Source organism: Faecalibacterium sp. I3-3-89, from assembly GCF_023347275.1.
Classification (GTDB): Bacteria; Bacillota; Clostridia; order Oscillospirales; family Ruminococcaceae; genus Faecalibacterium; species Faecalibacterium butyricigenerans.
The window spans coordinates 1,807,055-1,825,614 of record NZ_CP094468.1 but is presented as its reverse complement, the minus strand read 5'-3'; the positions used below and the strand labels follow the sequence as shown (position 1 = coordinate 1,825,614).

Genomic DNA, 18,560 nt, shown 5'->3' with positions numbered 1-18,560 from the left:
GGAATAATAAAAATAGTCCCGGCCATTCTCCTGTGACATACAGGAAAATGGTCGGGATATTTTGCTTTTTATTGAAGATTCATCCACGCCGCCAGCGCGTCCGCCGTCTGCCGCTGTTGTTCCTCGGCAGAGATGGTGGGTGTGCCATCGCCCTTCTGTGCACTGTAACTGCCGAACCCGGCATGACAGCCGCCGTCAATGACAGTTTCGGTGGTGTCCTGTGGGAGATTTGCGCGGTCTGCCTCGTACTTCTCACGGTTCAGCACGCCATCCTCGCTGCCGTAAGTGGAATAAACTCGCAGGCCGCTGTCGGTCAGGTCGGCGGTGGAGTAAGCGGCCAGAAGCACCAGACCGTCCAGTTCATCGGTGTGCTTGGCCGCATAGCTTGCCGCCATGGCTCCGCCCAGCGAGTGCCCACCGATGTACCAGTCTGTGACTTCGGAAAAGCGTTCCGGGATGCTGTCCGCCGCGTTCATGTCCAGTACGGCCAGATTGCAGGGCATCTTTACCAGCACGCACAGAATGCCGTCCTCGGCAAGGTCGTGCAGGAGGGGAGCATAGGCGGTGTTTTCCACCTTGCCGCCCGGATAGAAGATCAGCCCGGCGGTGGGAGATTCCGGCGCAAAGACCCAGTTGCCGTTCTGCTCGGTGACGCTCACGAAGCGGTCCGACACCAGTGCATCCTCGGCGGCGGGGTCTGTGTGGTAGTAGTCGCTGACGTAAATGCCGAATGCGATGCAGACGGCCAGCAAAATGGCCAGCAGGCAGAGAAAAACTCTGCGGGGAAACGATTTTTTCTTCTGGTTCATATCCCCAACTTCCCGGTATCCACGGTGGCAGGACACAAAGGTGCATTGTTGGCTGGCAAGCTGGGGGACACGGAAGTCTACGCCATGGAAAGCCGCTTCCATTTCTATGAGGGCTACTCCATGAAGGAAGTCTGCTACCCGTTCAATGTGTTCAAGCTGTTGGGCGTGGAAAAGGTGGTGTTGACCAACGCCTGCGGCGGCATCAACCGGGAGTTTGCGCCGGGCACCCTGATGCTCCTCACCGACTTCATCAACATGATGGGTACGAACCCGCTCATCGGCCCCAACGACGAGCGCTTCGGCCCGCGTTTCCCGGACATGACCGAGCCGTACAGTCTGGAACTGCGGAATCTCGCCAAACAGACCGCCGACGAGCTGGGCATTTTCTATCAAGAGGGCGTTTATCTGGGCTTCATGGGGCCATGCTACGAAACGGCCGCCGAGATCCGTGCCTTTGCGGGCGTGGGTGCCGATGCTGTGAGCATGAGCACCGTGCCGGAAACCATGGTCTGCAATTATCTGGGGATGAAGGTGCTGGCCGTCAGCTGTATCACGAATATGGCTACCGGCATCCAGACTGTGAAGCACAGCCACGCCCGCGTGCTGGAGATCGCCAATCGGGCCGGGGAGACCCTGTGCCGCTGGCTGGGCGCGGTGATCCAGAAGATGGAAGGGTGAGAACGCCTTTTTCCGAGAGACTCATAAACAAAAAATCCCATCCACACGTTATGTGGATGGGAAAAATTATTTGTCGGCAGAAGATTCTTCATGCAGAAGTCGCTTGAATAAGAGCGGATAGTTGCTTGCACCATGGGCAATGTGATAGACATAGACGGTATCTGCAATTTGCCGGTAAATACAGATATACTTTCCTGCAATCACATAGCGATAACCGTTTTTGAGAAGTTCTCTGTCTTCTGGCAGGGAGCCAGACAAGGGGAATGATTCCAAACGGGAAAGGGTATCTAAGATCAGGTTGGTGATTTTGCGGGCTGAATTGGGGCCTACAAGATTCATGTGAAGAATTGCAATTTCTTCCAGTTCACGCTGTGCAGGCTCCAGAATGATCAGTTTAGCCACGTTGATAGAGCGCCTCCAGCCGCTTTCTGGATTCGTCCAGAGTGTAGGACGGTGCTCCGGAAAGACGAGCATCCTCGGCGGCTTCCAGCTTTGCGCGAAGCCGGATGGCTTCTTCCCGCTGCTCAAATGCCTCAATGCTCATAACGACCAAATCACCTTCGCCGTTTTTGGTGATATAGATCGGTTCTGCTTCGTGATGCGCCAGATCGGAGATGGCTCCGTAATCATTGCGAAGAGTGGTCGAGGATTTAATGATCATATTCATCCCTCCTTGAATGATTCTATGATAATTCTATCAGAATAATCATAGAAGTTCAAGCCGAAACAGGATGGTTCAGAAACGAAAAAACGCTGTGGTCTGTGTAAGACCAGAAAAAGAATGAATACAGGACGGAAAATCCGAAAGATTGCATGAAAATTTATCGAAAAATTATCTTTCCGTGAATTTTAGCGCTCTACACTTGACACTGCTAACAAACGGTGCTATAACAGTGGCGTGCTCAGGAGGAAGGGCAAAAGAGAGAGCCGCAAGGTGATCGAGCGGCTCCCCGGAAAGCCTTTCCGAATGAACAACATAAAGATTTTTTACCCGACCCGAACGCCGGGATTGGAGGAATGATTTATGTTTATGCCTGCTGTTTTCCATGAGAATCTGTTTGATGATCTCTTTGATCCGTTCTGGAACGATGGTGCGCTGGAGCGTGCGATGAACCGTGAAGAGCGCGAGACCTTCGGTAAGCGCGGTGCAAACATGATGAAGACCGATGTGAAGCAGACCGAGAACGGCTACGATGTGGCCGTGGACCTGCCGGGCTGCAAGAAGGAAGACGTTCAGATGGAACTGAACGACGGTTACCTGACCATTCAGGCCGTCCGTAATCACAGCAATGATGAGAAGGATGAGAAGGGTCATTACATCCGCCGCGAGACCTTCTCCGGCACCTGCGCCCGCAGCTTCTATGTGGGCGAGGGCGTGAAGAAGGAGGACATCCACGCAAAGTTCGAGGATGGCATCCTGCACATCCAGTTGCCTGCACCCCAGCAGCAGAAGGCTCTGCCTGCAAACCCCAATCTCATCGAAATTGAATAACCGTTATGCCAGTGTGAGGAACACCGGCGCATAACCCAAGCCCCTGCGAGCAATTGCCCGCAGGGGCTTTTGCGTCTGTGCCTTTTCTTACGGGTGGCAGTATGCTATACTTGTGACAATAAATCGGAAGTTGCAGGGGGTAACAGAGATGAAAAATAGGATAATCGGTGTTATCCAGTGGCTCTATGTGGAAACGGCGCAGGGCGGCCACATCCGTTATCTCCATCCGCGCGAGGCACCCAGAGCGGCTTTTGAGCTGGGCGACGAGACACCGGTGGCGGTCTATGCCTACTGCAATCTGCATGGCCTGTGGACGACAAAACTCTGATAAAACAATAAGTCCCCTCCGCGCAGATACCCAGAAAGCGAGATCCGGGTCTGCACGGAGGGGACGATTTTGTTATAGCAGAACTTCTTTGGTCTGTTCGATTTCAACAGGGCACTCTGCAAGCAGGCCGGAATGCTGCCGGTACGCATCCGGTTCCATCCGCCATGCGATCCCGCAGCCAGCAGAAAGTTCCCGCGGAACAGGGATCAGCCTGCCGGGAATCCCGTTCTGTTTGCAAAAGGCTTCCAGTTCCATGACCGCAGAAGTAGTGTAGAATGTCAAAACCTGATAGGGCTTTTTTGCTCTCATACGCTGCCGTTATGCCTGAAAGGTGATCTCAAAACAGCCATCCGCCCGCGTGGTCGTCTGACCGTCCTTGTGTTCATATTCCAGCATTTTTTCAATGTTTTTGCGGGTGTGCGCTTCATCACCGAGAACGCGGATCATCTCGCCCGGATGCTCTTCCATCGCATCCATCGTCAGCAACACCGGTTCAGGGCAGGAAAGGCCGCGAACGTCCACTTCAACAAATTTAGCCATTGTGCTTTCTCCTTTTTCAGATCACTTTGCCGCTTTTTTACGGCGCAGGTTGGTTGCTGCAATCACAAACAACAGTACAATGCAAACGATGACTGCAATCTTGCCAGGCATGGCCGGGCCGCCGGGAACAGCGGCATCGGTCGCTGTGGCAGCTTTGGCGGCGCTGCCGATCAGATTAAAATTGTGTGCAAAAGCGGCACCCAGAAGCATACCGAGGAACGTTACCGCGCTGTCGGAGGAACCCTGCCCTGCAAGGATCAGCTGACGCAGCGGGCAGCCACCGGCCAATACCGCTGCAAAACCGACAACGTACATGCCAAGGATGTTCCACAGATGTTGCGAATGTGCAATGGGCTGGCCGGAGAAGCTCAGATGGAAATTGCCGGTGGCAATATTATAAATGGTCATGACCGCAAACAGCGCGGCAATAATGCTGAGCAGGTCGAAATTCTTCATCAGGATCACATCGCGGATGCTTCCGGCAAAGCACATACGGCTTTTCTGTGCGAGGGCACCGATGACCAATGCGACCACCAGTGCCAGCAGCAGCGGAGCGTGCTTGCTGCCGGGGCCTTCCGTGCTTGCCGCATAAGCGCCCGTTGCCACACCAATCACCAGCAGAGCAGCCAGCAGAACCGGCAGCACCGCACCGCTGAGCGACTTGGTTTCATAGGCTCTTCCCAGAGAAAAGCCTTTTTTCAAAAAGCAGGAGCCAGTGGCGACACCGCCAGCAAAGCCGATGAGCGCCACATACGCATTCAGGTCACCGGCAGACATCCGTAGCACCATGCGCAGCGGGCAGCCCAGAAAGACCAGTGCACCGATCATCATAACGGCACCCAGCAGAAAACGCACCATCGGCGCAGAACCGGCGGTAGAGCGATACTCTTTGGTTGCCATGGAAATCAGGAACGAGCCGCAGACAAAGCCGACGATCTCAGGGCGGAAATACTGAACGGGTGCAGCGGTGTGCAGTTTGAGCGCGCCTGCCGCGTCGCGGATGAAACAGGCCACGCAGATTGCCATGTTGGCCGGGTTGCCAGACATGGCCAGAAGCATGACCAGAAGTCCGATGACCACACCGGACAAGGCCAGCTTCCATGTTTTGTCGAATAATTTCATGATTGCCTCCTTTTTTAGCGGGTGAACTTTACCAGTTCAGTATAACACACACGATTTTTCAGGTGAAATTGATTTTATTGATAATCCGTATGTACTTATTGATATAATCAATGAACGGAACTATAATAAAAGAAAAAGCCTTTTCAGCACAAAAAAGGAGCGCAGCATGGATATCCGCCAACTGGAAGCCTTTGTGTATACCGTAAAATACCAGAGTTTTTCCCTTGCGGCTCAAAAGCTTTATCTTTCGCAGCCGACCGTCAGTTCGCATATCAACAATCTGGAAAAAGAACTTCATACGCAGCTTTTGAAGCGAACGACCAAGAGTTTGTCGGTCACGCCCGCAGGGCAGACCCTTTACAACTACGCAGCTGAGATCCTGAATCTCCAGCAGAAAGCGATTCTGGAACTTTCCGATAAAAATCAGAAGCTGCTGCACATCGGTGTTTCCTCCGTTCCGTCCCTCTATCTTCTGCCGGAACTGCTGTCGGCGTACCATCAGGAAATGCCGGATGTCCGCTTCCGTACCAGCTGCTCGGACAGTCTGGATGTTATTCGGAAAGTAACAGATGGAACCTGCGATATCGGGCTGGTCGGCACGAAAATTTCGGATACACCCTGCCGCTTTCTGCCGGTCACTTCGGATGAACTTGTGATCGCGGCCCCGGCTACACCGCATTTTCAGGCCTGTCTGGAATTGAAAGATCCGGTTTCCATGCTGCTGAAAGAACCGTTTCTCCTGCGGGAGGATACTTCGGGGACAAAACAGGAAACGCTCTATTATCTGAAAAACCGGGGGCTTTCGCTGGACGATCTGAATGTGATTGCTGTGATGGATGATGCCGCTTCGCTGATCCGCTGCATCACACTGGGGATGGGCATCTCCATCCTTTCCCGCGCAACGGTTCAGAACGATGCACAGCTTGGAAAGCTGTTGATCATTCCTCTGGAACAGTCGGCTTTCTTGAGGAAACTCTATATCGTGTATTCTTCCACACAGTTTATGTCGGAACAGACGGCGCACTTTTTTGCGTTTATGAAGCAGTTCTATGCCATTTCCTGAAAAAGGAACCGATGGCTCCCGGCCTGTGGATGACAAAACTCTGATAAAACGAAACGTCCCTTCCGCGCAGATACCCGGAACGTGAGATCCAGGCCTGCACGGAGGGGACGGTTTTTATAGGAGAGCAGTTCTGTCACAGGCATTTGCCGCAATTGCTGCAGCCGTTGCAGATAAGTCTGCTGCCGCAAGTGGCGCAGTTAGAGCGGAAGTGTGGCACATACAGCTCTTCCTGCGGGATGGGGTAACCCCAGTCGTCCACGAGGTCAAAATGAATGGGCCTGCCCTGATAGTTCATGCCGGATTTACAGGCCATTCGGCTTTGCAGCTGCTTGTTTGGCAGGTGGTAGCGCCTGCCGTCCTTGATGAACACGGTGCCGGTCTCGATAAAGCAGAAGGTCACGTTGGCATCCACGCATTCCTGCCGGAGAGACTTGACCCAATCAAAATTGCAGGGGCGGGCACCATCATAGTTTTCGCCGCCGCAGATGACCTGCTCGATCTGCCCGGCGGAAAGGTACTGCCGGATACTCACCGGTCCGATGAAGGGCGCGCACATGATGCCCTTGTGCTTGAAGGGCAGGTCAAACAGAATGGGAATGCGCTCATCGGCGCGGCGCTGATTTTCACAGGTGACGTTGAAAAAGATGTTGTCCCAACCGCTGCCCCAGTCCGGCGGCAGGCACTCCCGTACCCGCTGCGGCCGTTTGGTGAGCAGAAAAAACACCACATCGCTGCGCTGGCGCATGATGTCCCACGCCTCAGCCCGCCACGGGTCGGCTTCTTCCAAGAAGAAATCCGAGGTCATGCAGACCCGGATCTGCTCACCACTCTGGATTTTGTAGTGTCCGGTGCGGTCTTTCTGGAGCGGATAGGAAAAGCCGCTTTTCGTTTTGTAGATCTCGGCTCCGTTCTGGTCCCGCATCCGGTCGAGAAAATACATGTAGCAGTTCTGGCAGCCCTCGCTGCACTTGACGCAGCCGTGCCATGGATTCCAGATGTCGTGCAGAAAGCTCACCTTCTTTCGGTACCTATTATTATAATAGCTGCGCGGACAGGAAACAAGAGCACCCCTTGCACCGCCCCATCGGATGTGATAGGATGAAGAAAACCATGTGAGGGAGGAACCACCATGCCGTTTCTGATGATCCGCAACGACATCACCAAAGTGGCGGCGGATGCCATCGTCAACCCGGCGAACCGGAACCTTTTGCAGGGCAGCGGCACCAGCCGTGCCATCTATCAGGCGGCAGGGGAGCAGGAGCTGACCGCCGCCTGCGAAGCCATCGGCCGTTGCGATTTGGGCAGAGCCGTGTGTACTCCGGCATTCGGGCTGTCGGCAAAGTACGTTTTCCATGCAGTCTGCCCGGCGTGGCACGGCGGCGGGTTCGGCGAAGCTGAACAATTAGCCGGTGCATACCACTCCGCATTGGAATTAGCCGCAGAATACCACTGCGAGAGCGTGGCTTTCCCGCTGCTGTCCAGCGGAAACTATGGCTACCCCAAAGAACAGGCCTTCCGCATTGCGATGGACACCATCACACAGTACGTCATGGAGCACGACCTGACCGTGTATCTGGTGCTTTACGACCGGGACTCGCTGGCCGTGAGCCGGAAGCTGTTCGCCTCGGTGGAGGAGTACATTGACGACCACTATGTAGCACAGAACGATGAAAGCTACGGATTTGGCCGTCGGCGCAGAGAATTGTCAGAGCGGCGGAGGCTTCTGGAAGAAGATGCCGCCGTGCCGATGCTAGGTGCAGTTCCGGCACCCGCCGCGGCACCCAGGACAGCCCGCAGTCTGGAAAGCCTGATGGACAACCTTGGCGAGAGTTTCACCACCCGGCTGCTGCGGCTCATTGACGAGCGGGGGCTGAAAGACTCCACCGTGTACAAGCAGTCCAACATCTCCCGGCAGCATTTCTCCAAAATTCAGTGCAACCGCGAGTACAACCCCAAAAAGAAGACTGTGCTTGCCTTTGCGGTGGGGCTGCATCTGTCGGAGGATGAGACCATCGACCTGCTTAAAAGCGCAGGCTATGCCTTCTCCGATGGCTCCAAGCGGGATTGGATCGTGCGGTATTGCCTGAAACACAAAATCTATAACATCAATCAGGTCAATACGCTGCTGTTTGAATACGATCAGGAACAGCTGGGAGCGTAATTTGTCGCCTGCCCGTTGACCTTTTGCCCTCCGGTTTGTGGTATCCTTTTGCCAACGAAAGCGATACACCACAAAACGGAGGGCATTGTTGTGAAGAAAAATCTTACCGAGCTTGTTTTCATTCTGGACCGTAGCGGTTCCATGGGCGAGCTGGAGCAGGACACCATCGGCGGGTTCAATGCTATGCTGACCCGGCAGAAGGAGCAGGAGGGCGAGGCCAACGTGACCACCATCCTGTTTGACCACGAGGTACAGCTGCTGCACGACCGCTTTCCCCTGCACGCCGTTGCGCCGCTGACCGAAAAGGACTACTACGTCCGGGGCTACACGGCGCTACTGGACGCCATTGGTTATGGCATGGAAAAGATGGTGAATATCCAGCGCCATCTGCCGGAGGACGAGCGTGCCGAAAAGGTCATCTTTGTCATTACCACGGACGGGCTGGAAAACGCCAGCAAACGGTTTAGCTATGAGAAGATCCGCCGGATGATCGAGCAGGAAAAAGAGCAGTACGGCTGGGAGTTCCTGTTCCTCGGTGCCAACATGGATGCTGTGAAGGAAGCTGCCCGCTTCGGCATCTCGTCCGACCGGGCTGTGCGGTTCGAGAATGACGCACAGGGCGTGGCGGTCAACTACCACGTTGTCAGCGAGACGGTTTCCCGGATGCGGGAAGCACCCTGCTGCGCGTCCATCGGCGCAGAGTGGAAAGAACAAATCGAAGCTGATTTCCAGAAGCGGCATCATAGGTAAGGGAGGAAACAGCCATGTTAGGAGCAATCTTGGGTGACATCGTGGGCAGTCCCTATGAGTATGGCTAAACAGGATAACTATAAGAAAGAGAGGGCCGTTTCGGTCCTCTCTTTTCATTTTTCGGATTTTGGGATGCGCGGGTATATCTCTATGATGAAACCATCAGGGCTTTTTTTGCGCTTCTCGTTTAGCTTCTGGTAGACGACCTTTTCAAGCACCTCTTTCAGGAGGGCGTTTTTCTCCTCGGCCGTTTCGAGCAGCGGGTACACATCGAGCAAATTCTTGACTTTAGGGATGATGTCGCGGCGGCTGGTCTCCCGGAGCTTCTCCTCGGTCAGCTCGCGGGAGCAGCGAGTGACGCTATCTTTTGCGGCAGCGATTTTGTCGGAGAGCATCCGGGAGCGGGACAGAAAGGTATCTGTGTCGTAGATGCCCTGCTCGAGGAAGTCGTGGGTACGTTCGAGCTGCTGCTGTAATTTACGGAGCTCGGCCTCCGCGCTGACGAGAGCTTTTTCACGGACGCCGACCGACGACACGGAGGACGACGCGGCAGCGGAGCTCCACTCGAGCTCATACCCTTTCATCCACTCGGAGAGACCCTGTATGACACGCTCCTCGACGATAGGGAGATAGCTCGAGCAATTCGGGCAGCCGCGACGAGGACAGCGCACGACCGGCATATCTGGATGGACGGGGTTTATCATCCGCATCATCTGCCTGCCGCACTCGGAGCAGACGAGCAGACCGGCCAGAGGATTCCGGACGACCTTTTCCTTGTGCGTGGAAGTATTCTCACTCCGGGTGAGCTTATCGTTTGCAAGTTCAAATGTTTCCTTCGGAACGAGCGGAGGATGAATGCCTTTGAACACGCACTCTTTCTCTGGGTCGGCAGGACCGCGCACAGAAACGACCTTGCCGTCAACCACTTTCTTCTTCGTCTCACGACTGCCCCAGCGCACCATGCCAATGTACGTCGGATTCTTTATGATTCCGCGAATGGTGATTCTTGCCCATTGTGAACCGGACGGAGACGGGATGTGCATATCGTTGAGCCTCGTGGCGATTGAACCCAGAGACAGCGGGCGAGCGGAACCGTCCTCGTCCTGCAATCCGACCGTGTACAGGTCGAAAATCATACGGACTATTGCGGCCTGCTCCTCGATGGGCTCGAGTGAGCAGCCCTTTTCGTTTTTGAGCTTTACCCGACGATAGCCAAAGGGGGCCAGACCGGACGGCCATTTTCCCTCTTTGGCGGAGGCGAGGCGACCGCGCTGCAACCGGCGGTTGATGATTTTGTACTCGCGGCGGCTCATAAACAAGCCGAACTCAAAATACTCCTCGTCGAACTCGTTGTCTGGGTCATACGTTTTTATAGGGGTTATTATTTTTGTCCCGGAGAACTTGAATGTCTGCGCGATGATGCCTTGGTCGATGGTGTCGCCGCGCGCCAGACGCTCGACCTCCATGACGAGGACGCCGGACCAGACGCCCTGCTCAACCTCGGAGAGAACCCGTTGCATCATTGGGCGGGCAGCGATGGTGTCACCAGAGACGACCTCACGGTAAATATCGGTCACGTTGAGATGCTGCCTTTTCGCCAGCTCGAGCAGAGTGTGCTCGTGCCGGGAGAGTGTTTCTCCCTCGCCGTGCGCTTCGGCCTCGAGGTCGGAACGAGACTTGCGCAGGTATATGAGATACTGCTCCATGATGACCTCCAAACAAAAAGACCCGCGCCGGAGCGCAGGCCGAAAGGTTACTTGTTGCTATCCTTTAAGGCCGCAACGTCAGCCTGCAAGAGGCTGTCAAGGATAGAGGCGGTTTTGGCCTTGAGCGTGTTCTGCTTCTCCATAATCTGCGGGAAAGCATCTGCCAGGTCTCCCCCGCAATCCGCGAGGATGCTCTTTATCTCGCCGCGACCGGTTTGCAGCTCAGAGAACAGCTCGCGATACAGGGCCATCTCTGCTGCGTTCTGCGCGTTCATGCACCGGGAGAGCAGCACATAGACCGAATCGAACGTCGAGGAGACGACGGCGCGGAGCTCTTTCGGGAGGGCGTCATATCTGCGCTTGAAGTTTGCATTGTCCTGACGGAACGCCTCGTTACCGTGTGCGCGCTCGTCCTCGCGGCCCAGCAGATAGTCAGTGGTTACCCCGAAATAGTCCGCCATCTGGCAGAGCAGGGCGAAATCTGGCTCTTTGCCCTCGGTCTCGTAGCCGGAGACCGTAGTGCGCTGCTTGCCGCAGAGGCGGGCAAACTCGGCCTGCGTCAAATCCTTCTCCTTGCGGAGCGCGACCAACCGTTCAGAAAACTTATCCATACAGACGTACCTCCCTAAGACTTTTATATTGTATCACAAAAATCCCCTCACGGGGACAAATGACGCTAATTGCGTCACGAAAAGCAGAAATTTTTGAAAAAAACTTGACTTTGACCCAATTAGGGACTATAATAAACCACAGAAAGACCCCAAAAGGGTCACACAGAAAGGAGGAGACAGGCGGAATGCGGAAAAAGCTGCAAACGCTCCGGGAGGGAGCGGGCTACACCCAGCAGACTTTCAGCGAGAGGCTGGGCGTGAGCCGGAGCCACTACGCACAGATTGAGAGCGGAGACAAGAATCCGTCCCTCAAGCTGAGCCTGAAAATCAAGCAGGCCCTCGGCTATCCCTACGACGACCTTTTTTTTAACCCGAAGCGACCCGTTTCGCGTCATTGATACGAAATAATGACGCCAAAAGCAAACATTTTGCGTTTCCTTGTAAATATTTTAACCGAAAGGAGGCACGGAATAAATGCCTAAAATGGCAACGAAAGCCGCAGATAACGTGTTCTACAGGGCACGAATCGCAGCGGCATCGTGGAACGACCGGTTAGGCAGCAGAGAGGGTGCGTCAGAGGTGACCGGCATCGACCGGACGCGGCTCGCAAACATCGAGCTCGGAACCATCAACCCGCACCCGGAGGAGGTCCTGATGCTGTCGGACACCTACAACGCGCCGGAGCTGCAAAACCATTTCTGCTCGCACCTCTGCCCGCTCGGCATCGGGACAATTTCACCGATTGAGCTGGAAGAGCTCGAGCGGGTCACATTGCAGCTCATTTCGGCAATGAAGTCGTTGCCGGAGGTCAAGGACGGAATCATCGACATCGCGGCCGACGGCGTCATCGACGCGAAAGAAAAGCCGCGCATGGAACAGTACCTTGAAGTTCTCGACGAGATAACGAACAAGGCTCAGACCTTGAAGCTCATTTACAGAAAGCAATTCGGAAAACAGGAGGTGTAAAAAGTGTTGGAGGCGAAGCAGAGCGGGAACGTCGTGGAGGACTTCACCATCGGGAACACCCGAATCAAGATTTGCGACGACTTCTGCCGGACCCGGACGAGCGGAGAGGTCAAAGAAATCCTCGACCGCGTCGCACGGAGGACGGTCGGCTCGCTCACGGCAGCCGCCACACCTGATTATGGATGCGCTTAAAAGAAAGATGGAGATTGCGGCCGTTGCGTTTTTCTGCACAGTCACCGCACTTATTGCGGCTTACTCCTGCGCGACGACGGCCGCAGCAAACCTCGCACAGCAGACAGCGGCAGCACCGGCAACGGAATATGTGACGCTCGCCTACATGGAGGTGCAGCCAGAGGCAGAACAGGAGCCGGAGCTCCTCTACGACGTACCCATGAGCGACGAGCTGCAACGGTACGTCCGGGAGCAGGCGGAGCGGCAGGGCGTCCCGTTTGAAATCGCCATCGCCGTCATCGAGCGGGAGAGCAGCTACCAGCCGGATGCGGTCAGCGACACCGGAGACTTCGGCCTTATGCAGATTAACATCTGCAATCACCGCTGGCTCTACGAAGAACTCGGAATTACGGATGTGATGGACCCGGAGCAGAACATCGAGGCTGGCTTATACATCCTCGGGCGGGCGTTCCAAAAGTACGACGACCCGGACAAGGCTCTCATGGCCTACAACATGGGCGACAGCGGCATGAAAGCCGCGTGGAGCAAGGGCCAGCACAGCAGCAAATACAGCCGCGCAGTCATTGAGACGGCGCAGGCCCTCAAGAGAAAGGAGCACTAAATGGACTGGAAGATTCACAGAGCAATTCTCATTGCGGCCATCTGGATTGCAGAGGTCCTCTCGGCCGGTATCTGCGGATTCATCGCCGCGCTGGCACTCATTCCGGCCAGCTACGCAGCGCGCGGCTACTTCGCCTTTGGTGGCGAGTGGCTTATCGTGCTCGGCGTCACGCTGCTTGCGTTCCACGTCATCAACAACGCATTCTTCAAGATGCTCAAGAACCACTGAAAGGAGGTGAACCACATGGCTGAACAGAACCTTTTCTGCCTCTGCGGCAGATGCTCGCGCAAGCTGCGCAGCGCGGCTGCCCGTCGCGTCGGTATGGGCTCGACCTGCTGCCGCAAGGAGACAGGCAAGACCATCGCCCAGTTGCTCAAGGAGCTGGACGAGCAGGAGGCCGCAGCAGCGGCAGAGCAGCAGGAGCCGGATACACAGGCATAAAAAAAGAGCCGCGCTCGAAAGCGCGACCCTCTTGTCGGACAAGCCTATTGTATCTCGCTCCACATCAAAAGTCAACAGGAGCGTGAATTATGAACGAACAGAACAATCACGCTGCGCTCACCATTGCGCAGCAGTACCCGCCAGCTCAGTACAACCTCCTCGTCCCGATGCAGACCGTGACGGAGATTGCCGACATCCAAAAGCCGGTGATGAACTCCGTGAGCATCAGCACCAACCTCAACGACGGCGAAATCTATGAGATGGAGAAGGCCAAGGACGAGTGGCGCGACAGCAAGGGGTACGTCCACAAAGCGACCCCGGCCAAGTACGCCCTCACCAAAAAGGGCCTCACCAAGCTCATGCGAGCCGCAGGCATCAAGATTCTTTCCAGCCGCCCGGTCGTCCCGTCCACCTGCCAGAAGTGCGCGGAGGTCAACCGCAGCATCGGAAAGCCGATTCGCTGCGGAGGCTGCCCCAACAAGGACGTCAAGCACGAGGTCCGAATCAGCGTCCCGCAGCTTACCGGCGAGAACGTCACCATCGTCGCCCACAAGGAAATTGCGGTCGAGGATGTGACGGCCGGGATGACAGAGAAGCAGCGGGCGGAGTTCATGAAGTTCCGCAGCGAGATGTGCGAGAGCAAGGCCCTCAACCGCGCCCTCCGCACCGCGATGCAGATTAAATCCAGTTACCTTATCGAGGAGTTCAAAAAGCCCTTTGTCGTGGCATACCTTGTCCCGAACCTTGACAACCCGGCCGTCCGCGAGGAGGCGGTAAAGTCCATGTTTGGCGCGGCGAATGACCTGTACGGCAGCCGCCCGAAAACCAGCCATACGGTCTATGTGGACGATGACGACGAGGGGTATGCGCAGCCGGAGCCGGATTTTGAGGTCGTACCGGAGCAGCCCCAGCAGGAGCAGCAGCCCGAGAGACCGGCGCAGCGGCCTCGCCAGCAGCAGCCCGCGCGGTGGTACACGCAGAATTTTCCGTACTCAAACAGACTGATAAAGGAGACGGTGAGAATGAGCGTAATTACCTTTAAGCCGAACGACCACACGAAAATTACCACGGATTTCGAGCGGTACGAGTTCGCCTGCCCGTGCGGATGCACGGCGCAGATGATTGACCCGGAGCTCGTCCAGAAGATGCAGACCATCCGCACCAAGCTCGGCAAGGCCATCAAGGTTACGTCAGGCTACCGGTGCGTGAAGCACAACGCAGACCCGAAAGTCGGCGGCAGCCGGACGAGCCGCCACCTCTACGGCATTGCGGCCGACTGGCGCACGAAGGACCGGAGCGTCAACCCCGTCGCCCTCGGCATCATCGCGGCCGCGCAGGGCTTTGGCGCGGTCGGCATCTACTGGCACGACAAGGCCGCCATTGTCCACACCGACACGCGCGGATGCAAGGCTACATGGCTTTGCGTCCAGCCCGGCGTGTATCCCAGCACCACCTACAACAAGTTTGTCCTGCCGACCATCGAGCAGGGTTGCGAGGGAGCCGCTAACCGCGCAGCTACGGTTATGCTGCAGCGGCTCCTCGGCATCCCGCACGACGGCAGTTTTGGCCCGGCTACCACAAAGGCACTGATGACGGCCCAGCGTAAGCACGGCCTCGTCCCTGATGGCATTTGCGGCCCCAAGAGCTGGACTGCCCTGTCAGGCGCAGACAAATATCTGTGAGGGAGGAGGTGATACCAGTGGAAACATGGCAAATTCTCGTCACCGTTGGAGTGCCGTCTGGAATCTTTGGCTTTGCTGTCTGGCTGATTGAGCGCAAAATCGAGCAGCACGAGAGAAAGCGGACCGAAGAAGCCAAGAAGCGCGAGAACATTGAAGCCCAGCGCGAAAAGAGCAGAGAGGAGCTGCAAATCTGCATCTATGAAACTTCTCTCGCCGCCATCGCCCTCGGCGAGGCCACCGCAAAGGCAGTTCAGCGCATCCCTGACGCGCACTGCAATGGTGATATGCACGCAGCCTTGGACTACGCCTCTAAGGTCAAACACGCACAGCGGGAAGTCGTTTCCCGCTGCGGAATCAAATCCATTGTCGAATGAGAGGAGAACGCTATTATGAAGTACAATAACAAAGTTTCCGCCGCCACCATCGCCCGTACCGCTGCTCTGCTGCTGGCTCTGGCAAACCAGATTTTGAGCGCGTTCGGCAAGTCTCCGCTGCCCATCGAGAGCAGCACGGTGGAACAGCTCGTCACCACGGGCATCACCACCGTTACGGCCCTGATTAACTGGTGGTACAACAACTCCTTCACGCAGGCCGCTATCGAGGGCGATAAGACCTACGAGAACGTCAAGAACCAGATTCACTAAGGACGCCCCAGCAGCTACCACATAACAGCACGAGCCTCCCGGTATTCCTCGCACAAGAGGGCCGGGAGGCTCTTTTTTTATTGCTGTTTTTTGCAATATCTTCCACGGAAACGCACTTAAAACAGCATTTCCGGCGCGGTTATTCTCGTAAAAAGACATTTTCGGGACAGAAATGCACTTTTTGATACATTTTCTATCATTTCCGTGGATAACCGCAGAAAAACGGCGCGGAAATACCAGAATGACCCGAAAAGTGGAAAACTAGGTGGAAAAAGTTGATAAAAGGGTCACACGAGACAGCACACGCAGTTGTCCCAAAATACCGCGAAAAACAATATAACCGGAGCGGAAATACCGTTTTGAACACATATCCGCGCGGATATGCACTGAAAACGGCATTTCCGGGTATTTCCGGCGAATCAATCGACAAAGTAGAGTAGAGTAAAGAAGAGTAGAGGAGAGTATATATTATACTCAGCGATTTTGCAATCGCTGGCGCGAAAGCCGTTGCCATTGTCCCTGTTAGGTGCTATCATAAAAGCACGACCACCAACACAGGACAGGAGGACAACAGTTATGGGAAACACAACTGCGTCCCTCACCCACGAACAACTGTTCGGGGGGGGGGTAACAAGTAGCGGCGCGCGATTCGTAGACCCGGCCAGCATCCCAATGGACGAGGTACGGGAGAGGCTGAAACAGCAGTGCGCGTACAAGCCATCGCTCGAAATCAACTTCGTAATGAGCAGGGATTCCAAGATTGCTTGCTTTTGGGGAAAGCAATTCTACATCACGGACGATTCATTCACCCCGGAGCTTGTCTACGAAACAGAATCCTTTGTAAACGCGGCCTCCATTTCAGACGGCTCAAGATACGCCGTGTGCCAGACAGCGCACAACGCCCGGAACGACGAGGACAGCGGAACATTCGCTGTGATAGATGTTCTGCACAAAAAGGTACTAGGAAAATACCACACAGAGCATGGCTGGAAGTACATGACACGCCTGTATGTGGACGAACGGGAAAAGTGCTTTTGGGCATACTTTGGCGATGACAAAGAAAAGGTGAGCTTTGCGGACCGCGTGAAAGAGGAGCCGTCGCCGGAGCAGAAACCGGAGCAGCCCAAAAAAGAAAACCCGGCAGCGGAGCCGAGCCAAAAGCAGAACAAAAAGGCGAACATCATAGCCATCGCTGTTGCTGTGTTCTTTGCGTTCATGCTTTTTGGCGGATTCGACCTTATAGCACCCCGAAAGAGAACAACCAGCACAACCAGAGTATCGACGCCGGAGACGAACCGGAGCGTCCTCGAAGAAACCGCACTGAACGCGCTGGACAAAGAAAGCGCAGCCTACATATCGTCGATTGATGCATTCTATTACAGCGGCAAGTACACGCTCACCATCCGAACCGTTTCCTCTGGCGGCCTGTATCTCCCGATAGTGGCAGAGCAGACGGCGCAGGCAGTGTTCGACAAAGCGGCAGAGCTCGGCATCACGCTTTCGGAGTACAAGGTCGAGGAGTTCAGCGAGGGCAACAGCAGCAAGGTGGAAAACCTGATGCTTTGGAAAAGCGCGGATGGTGTAACCGGAACCTACACAGACGACACCGGCAGCAGCCCGTACATCGAGACAGATGTTACCATCGAGAGGCTGGCGGAAATCGTGAGATGACCCAGCAAGTGACAAAAGCCTCCTGCGGAGACCCGCAAAGCGTCGTGGTGGCTAGGCGGCAAACTTTACGGCCAGACCACAAAAGCCCGAAATCGAGGCCCCGGAGCCGTGCTCGTGACGTTCTACGGCTCAACGCAGGAGAAAGCACTCCGAAAAGCTACAGGCAAATAGCCAGCAAGTTAAAATCAGCCTGCGGGAGACGGCCCACAGGGAGGTGATGGAGAGGGCTGCACGGGGACCACGAACAGCCCTCCCGTCACAATGGCTGCTCCGAAACACCCGCAGCGGGAAGAACGGCGCGCGCAAATCCTGTATGCGCGGCAGCGGCTCGACCGCTGGCGGGCATAGGAGGCAAGCATGGAACAGTCTATTTATGAGATCTACATGGAGCAGGTCAACCCGCAGGACACCCGCGAAATCATGCAGGCAGAGGACACGCTCACCGCGCTGCTCAAGCTGGTGGAAAACCGCGAATTGCGCGACGCCATCGACCGCGCAGCAGGCCGCGTTGCCTACCTCCGAGAAGTAGCGGCATTTGAGGCCGGTTACGGCTTTATGCCCGAATAACAAAAAGGGAGGCCCGGCACAACGCCGGGCCTCCTGATTCATTATAGCCCAAGATAATCCTCAATGCTCATGCCGAGCGCAGCGGCGACGGCATGAATCTGGTAAACATCGCGCGGGACCCGGCGACCGGCCTCCCACTCCTCGAGTGTCCGCAGCGGGACGCCAGAGAGCTGCGACAGCCGGGTGCGGGTCAACCCGCGAGCCTCGCGCAGCCCGGTGATGCGAACGGCAACAGGCGTTAAAGCTGACATCTTGAAATCCCCCTTGAATCTGCTATAATAGAAATGCCGGAGAAGTGAGGCATCTGCAAGCTGTTTCTCACTCCCCCGGCGTTTCAGAACTCTGGCCGCCGTCATCGGCCTTTGTTCTTCATCGGAGAGCCCTGCTTACTTGTTGAGCAGGGCTTTTACTTTTTCCACGGCCTCCTCGAGCGTTTTGCTGTTACGCATAAGCTCGAGAATTTCACGGGTCCGGTTCTCCTTTGCCTCGTCGCGAAGCACCTCGGCGGTATTCATTTCGTCGTCCATTTTGTTTCC

Annotated in this window: 27 protein-coding genes and 1 pseudogene; 17 read left to right on the top strand and 11 right to left on the bottom strand. The window is 55.6% G+C overall.

Going from position 1 to position 18,560, the window contains the following annotated elements; genetic code table 11:
• Positions 1–68 precede the first annotated feature (68 nt).
• A complete protein-coding gene (locus MTP38_RS08740) occupies positions 69–809 on the bottom strand; it encodes an alpha/beta hydrolase (protein WP_249233322.1) in 741 nt (246 codons plus the stop codon).
• Here MTP38_RS08740 and MTP38_RS08735 point away from each other — a divergent pair.
• Positions 810–1,487, top strand: a pseudogene (locus tag MTP38_RS08735) (purine-nucleoside phosphorylase); the annotation flags it as partial.
• A 66-nt stretch (positions 1,488–1,553) separates the two neighbouring features.
• Here MTP38_RS08735 and MTP38_RS08730 read toward each other — a convergent pair.
• Together MTP38_RS08730 and MTP38_RS08725 are read right to left on the bottom strand one after the other, a co-directional pair.
• Positions 1,554–1,889 carry a type II toxin-antitoxin system RelE/ParE family toxin gene (locus MTP38_RS08730; protein WP_249233321.1) on the bottom strand — a complete coding sequence of 112 codons (336 nt, stop codon included), beginning with the start codon at positions 1,887–1,889 and terminating at the stop codon, positions 1,554–1,556.
• Positions 1,882–2,148: a type II toxin-antitoxin system Phd/YefM family antitoxin gene (locus tag MTP38_RS08725; protein WP_249233320.1), complete on the bottom strand. Its 267-nt coding sequence runs from the start codon at positions 2,146–2,148 to the stop codon at positions 1,882–1,884. The genes MTP38_RS08730 and MTP38_RS08725 overlap by 8 nt, the downstream gene beginning before the upstream one ends.
• Before the next feature lie 363 nt (positions 2,149–2,511).
• On the opposite strand from MTP38_RS08725, the gene MTP38_RS08720 reads away from it, so the two are divergent.
• Both MTP38_RS08720 and MTP38_RS08715 read left to right on the top strand, forming a co-directional pair.
• Positions 2,512–2,979, top strand: coding sequence for an Hsp20/alpha crystallin family protein (locus MTP38_RS08720; RefSeq protein ID WP_249233319.1), 468 nt, complete (start codon positions 2,512–2,514; stop codon positions 2,977–2,979).
• 148 nt (positions 2,980–3,127) lie between these two features.
• Positions 3,128–3,307, top strand: a complete 180-nt coding sequence (locus tag MTP38_RS08715; RefSeq protein ID WP_442900518.1) for a desulfoferrodoxin family protein — start codon at positions 3,128–3,130, stop codon at positions 3,305–3,307.
• 72 nt (positions 3,308–3,379) lie between these two features.
• On the opposite strand, the gene MTP38_RS08710 is transcribed toward MTP38_RS08715, so the two are convergent.
• Genes MTP38_RS08710 through yedE form a run of 3 tightly spaced genes read right to left on the bottom strand, consistent with a single transcriptional unit; the run spans position 3,380 to position 4,969 of the window.
• Positions 3,380–3,616: a DUF3343 domain-containing protein gene (locus tag MTP38_RS08710; protein ID WP_097778274.1), complete on the bottom strand. Its 237-nt coding sequence runs from the start codon at positions 3,614–3,616 to the stop codon at positions 3,380–3,382.
• 9 nt (positions 3,617–3,625) lie between these two features.
• Positions 3,626–3,847 (bottom strand): sulfurtransferase TusA family protein, encoded by a 222-nt coding sequence (locus MTP38_RS08705; protein WP_097778273.1) that lies wholly within the window; start codon positions 3,845–3,847, stop codon positions 3,626–3,628.
• A 21-nt stretch (positions 3,848–3,868) separates the two neighbouring features.
• Positions 3,869–4,969: a YedE family putative selenium transporter gene (yedE, locus tag MTP38_RS08700; protein WP_249233318.1), complete on the bottom strand. Its 1,101-nt coding sequence runs from the start codon at positions 4,967–4,969 to the stop codon at positions 3,869–3,871.
• A 166-nt stretch (positions 4,970–5,135) separates the two neighbouring features.
• Between yedE and MTP38_RS08695 the strand changes: the two genes are divergently transcribed.
• Entirely contained in the window at positions 5,136–6,032 is an 897-nt protein-coding gene (locus MTP38_RS08695) for a selenium metabolism-associated LysR family transcriptional regulator (RefSeq protein ID WP_118528153.1), read from the top strand.
• Positions 6,033–6,165: 133 nt separating this feature from the next.
• Here the strand turns inward: MTP38_RS08695 and MTP38_RS08690 are convergent, their stop codons facing one another.
• Positions 6,166–7,047 carry a DUF5131 family protein gene (locus MTP38_RS08690; protein WP_442900517.1) on the bottom strand — a complete coding sequence of 294 codons (882 nt, stop codon included), beginning with the start codon at positions 7,045–7,047 and terminating at the stop codon, positions 6,166–6,168.
• A 114-nt stretch (positions 7,048–7,161) separates the two neighbouring features.
• Between MTP38_RS08690 and MTP38_RS08685 the strand changes: the two genes are divergently transcribed.
• Positions 7,162–8,193, top strand: coding sequence for a macro domain-containing protein (locus tag MTP38_RS08685; RefSeq protein ID WP_249233317.1), 1,032 nt, complete (start codon positions 7,162–7,164; stop codon positions 8,191–8,193).
• Between the two features lie 90 nt (positions 8,194–8,283).
• On the top strand, positions 8,284–8,943 hold the full coding sequence (locus MTP38_RS08680; protein ID WP_249233316.1) for a vWA domain-containing protein: 660 nt from the start codon (positions 8,284–8,286) through the stop codon (positions 8,941–8,943).
• 113 nt (positions 8,944–9,056) lie between these two features.
• Here MTP38_RS08680 and MTP38_RS08675 read toward each other — a convergent pair whose 3' ends face one another.
• Both MTP38_RS08675 and MTP38_RS08670 read right to left on the bottom strand, forming a co-directional pair.
• A complete protein-coding gene (locus MTP38_RS08675) occupies positions 9,057–10,649 on the bottom strand; it encodes a recombinase family protein (RefSeq protein ID WP_249233315.1) in 1,593 nt (530 codons plus the stop codon).
• A gap of 47 nt (positions 10,650–10,696) precedes the next feature.
• Positions 10,697–11,260, bottom strand: coding sequence for a helix-turn-helix domain-containing protein (locus MTP38_RS08670; protein ID WP_117505100.1), 564 nt, complete (start codon positions 11,258–11,260; stop codon positions 10,697–10,699).
• Between the two features lie 185 nt (positions 11,261–11,445).
• On the opposite strand from MTP38_RS08670, the gene MTP38_RS08665 reads away from it, so the two are divergent.
• The 11 genes from MTP38_RS08665 to MTP38_RS08615 all read left to right on the top strand — a co-directional run bounded on the left by MTP38_RS08665 (position 11,446) and on the right by MTP38_RS08615 (position 18,024).
• On the top strand, positions 11,446–11,658 hold the full coding sequence (locus MTP38_RS08665; protein WP_129872737.1) for a helix-turn-helix transcriptional regulator: 213 nt from the start codon (positions 11,446–11,448) through the stop codon (positions 11,656–11,658).
• A 76-nt stretch (positions 11,659–11,734) separates the two neighbouring features.
• Complete coding sequence (locus MTP38_RS08660) at positions 11,735–12,226, top strand: XRE family transcriptional regulator (RefSeq protein WP_249233314.1); 492 nt, start codon at positions 11,735–11,737, stop codon at positions 12,224–12,226.
• 3 nt (positions 12,227–12,229) lie between these two features.
• On the top strand, positions 12,230–12,418 hold the full coding sequence (locus MTP38_RS08655; RefSeq protein WP_117505095.1) for a hypothetical protein: 189 nt from the start codon (positions 12,230–12,232) through the stop codon (positions 12,416–12,418).
• 7 nt (positions 12,419–12,425) lie between these two features.
• Complete coding sequence (locus MTP38_RS08650; protein WP_249233313.1) at positions 12,426–13,019, top strand: transglycosylase SLT domain-containing protein; 594 nt, start codon at positions 12,426–12,428, stop codon at positions 13,017–13,019.
• Positions 13,020–13,247, top strand: coding sequence for a hypothetical protein (locus tag MTP38_RS08645; RefSeq protein WP_249233312.1), 228 nt, complete (start codon positions 13,020–13,022; stop codon positions 13,245–13,247).
• A 15-nt stretch (positions 13,248–13,262) separates the two neighbouring features.
• The gene (locus MTP38_RS08640) at positions 13,263–13,460 is read left to right on the top strand and encodes a DUF6011 domain-containing protein (RefSeq protein WP_249233311.1); all 198 of its coding nucleotides are present in this window, start codon (positions 13,263–13,265) and stop codon (positions 13,458–13,460) included.
• A gap of 89 nt (positions 13,461–13,549) precedes the next feature.
• Positions 13,550–15,142: a D-Ala-D-Ala carboxypeptidase family metallohydrolase gene (locus MTP38_RS08635; RefSeq protein ID WP_249233310.1), complete on the top strand. Its 1,593-nt coding sequence runs from the start codon at positions 13,550–13,552 to the stop codon at positions 15,140–15,142.
• Positions 15,143–15,159: 17 nt separating this feature from the next.
• A complete protein-coding gene (locus MTP38_RS08630) occupies positions 15,160–15,516 on the top strand; it encodes a serine/threonine protein kinase (protein ID WP_243114925.1) in 357 nt (118 codons plus the stop codon).
• A 15-nt stretch (positions 15,517–15,531) separates the two neighbouring features.
• A complete protein-coding gene (locus MTP38_RS08625; protein ID WP_117504969.1) occupies positions 15,532–15,786 on the top strand; it encodes a phage holin in 255 nt (84 codons plus the stop codon).
• Between the two features lie 576 nt (positions 15,787–16,362).
• The gene (locus tag MTP38_RS08620) at positions 16,363–17,457 is read left to right on the top strand and encodes a hypothetical protein (protein WP_249233309.1); all 1,095 of its coding nucleotides are present in this window, start codon (positions 16,363–16,365) and stop codon (positions 17,455–17,457) included.
• A gap of 357 nt (positions 17,458–17,814) precedes the next feature.
• Complete coding sequence (locus MTP38_RS08615) at positions 17,815–18,024, top strand: hypothetical protein (RefSeq protein ID WP_249233308.1); 210 nt, start codon at positions 17,815–17,817, stop codon at positions 18,022–18,024.
• 41 nt (positions 18,025–18,065) lie between these two features.
• Here MTP38_RS08615 and MTP38_RS08610 read toward each other — a convergent pair whose 3' ends face one another.
• Both MTP38_RS08610 and MTP38_RS08605 read right to left on the bottom strand, forming a co-directional pair.
• Positions 18,066–18,275, bottom strand: coding sequence for a helix-turn-helix transcriptional regulator (locus MTP38_RS08610; RefSeq protein ID WP_249233307.1), 210 nt, complete (start codon positions 18,273–18,275; stop codon positions 18,066–18,068).
• A 135-nt stretch (positions 18,276–18,410) separates the two neighbouring features.
• Positions 18,411–18,551 (bottom strand): protein phosphatase, encoded by a 141-nt coding sequence (locus tag MTP38_RS08605; RefSeq protein WP_129872799.1) that lies wholly within the window; start codon positions 18,549–18,551, stop codon positions 18,411–18,413.
• Positions 18,552–18,560: the final 9 nt, after the last annotated feature.

Coding starts and splice junctions, on each gene's coding strand:
- MTP38_RS08740 (WP_249233322.1), bottom strand. CDS start 809: ATGAACCAGAAGAAAAAATCGTTTCCCCGCAGAGTTTTTCTCTGCCTG.
- MTP38_RS08725 (WP_249233320.1), bottom strand. CDS start 2,148: ATGATCATTAAATCCTCGACCACTCTTCGCAATGATTACGGAGCCATC.
- MTP38_RS08720 (WP_249233319.1), top strand. CDS start 2,512: ATGTTTATGCCTGCTGTTTTCCATGAGAATCTGTTTGATGATCTCTTT.
- MTP38_RS08715 (WP_442900518.1), top strand. CDS start 3,128: ATGAAAAATAGGATAATCGGTGTTATCCAGTGGCTCTATGTGGAAACG.
- MTP38_RS08710 (WP_097778274.1), bottom strand. CDS start 3,616: ATGAGAGCAAAAAAGCCCTATCAGGTTTTGACATTCTACACTACTTCT.
- MTP38_RS08705 (WP_097778273.1), bottom strand. CDS start 3,847: ATGGCTAAATTTGTTGAAGTGGACGTTCGCGGCCTTTCCTGCCCTGAA.
- yedE (WP_249233318.1), bottom strand. CDS start 4,969: ATGAAATTATTCGACAAAACATGGAAGCTGGCCTTGTCCGGTGTGGTC.
- MTP38_RS08695 (WP_118528153.1), top strand. CDS start 5,136: ATGGATATCCGCCAACTGGAAGCCTTTGTGTATACCGTAAAATACCAG.
- MTP38_RS08685 (WP_249233317.1), top strand. CDS start 7,162: ATGCCGTTTCTGATGATCCGCAACGACATCACCAAAGTGGCGGCGGAT.
- MTP38_RS08675 (WP_249233315.1), bottom strand. CDS start 10,649: ATGGAGCAGTATCTCATATACCTGCGCAAGTCTCGTTCCGACCTCGAG.
- MTP38_RS08670 (WP_117505100.1), bottom strand. CDS start 11,260: ATGGATAAGTTTTCTGAACGGTTGGTCGCGCTCCGCAAGGAGAAGGAT.
- MTP38_RS08665 (WP_129872737.1), top strand. CDS start 11,446: ATGCGGAAAAAGCTGCAAACGCTCCGGGAGGGAGCGGGCTACACCCAG.
- MTP38_RS08660 (WP_249233314.1), top strand. CDS start 11,735: ATGCCTAAAATGGCAACGAAAGCCGCAGATAACGTGTTCTACAGGGCA.
- MTP38_RS08650 (WP_249233313.1), top strand. CDS start 12,426: ATGGAGATTGCGGCCGTTGCGTTTTTCTGCACAGTCACCGCACTTATT.
- MTP38_RS08645 (WP_249233312.1), top strand. CDS start 13,020: ATGGACTGGAAGATTCACAGAGCAATTCTCATTGCGGCCATCTGGATT.
- MTP38_RS08640 (WP_249233311.1), top strand. CDS start 13,263: ATGGCTGAACAGAACCTTTTCTGCCTCTGCGGCAGATGCTCGCGCAAG.
- MTP38_RS08635 (WP_249233310.1), top strand. CDS start 13,550: ATGAACGAACAGAACAATCACGCTGCGCTCACCATTGCGCAGCAGTAC.
- MTP38_RS08625 (WP_117504969.1), top strand. CDS start 15,532: ATGAAGTACAATAACAAAGTTTCCGCCGCCACCATCGCCCGTACCGCT.
- MTP38_RS08620 (WP_249233309.1), top strand. CDS start 16,363: ATGGGAAACACAACTGCGTCCCTCACCCACGAACAACTGTTCGGGGGG.
- MTP38_RS08615 (WP_249233308.1), top strand. CDS start 17,815: ATGGAACAGTCTATTTATGAGATCTACATGGAGCAGGTCAACCCGCAG.
- MTP38_RS08610 (WP_249233307.1), bottom strand. CDS start 18,275: ATGTCAGCTTTAACGCCTGTTGCCGTTCGCATCACCGGGCTGCGCGAG.
- MTP38_RS08605 (WP_129872799.1), bottom strand. CDS start 18,551: ATGGACGACGAAATGAATACCGCCGAGGTGCTTCGCGACGAGGCAAAG.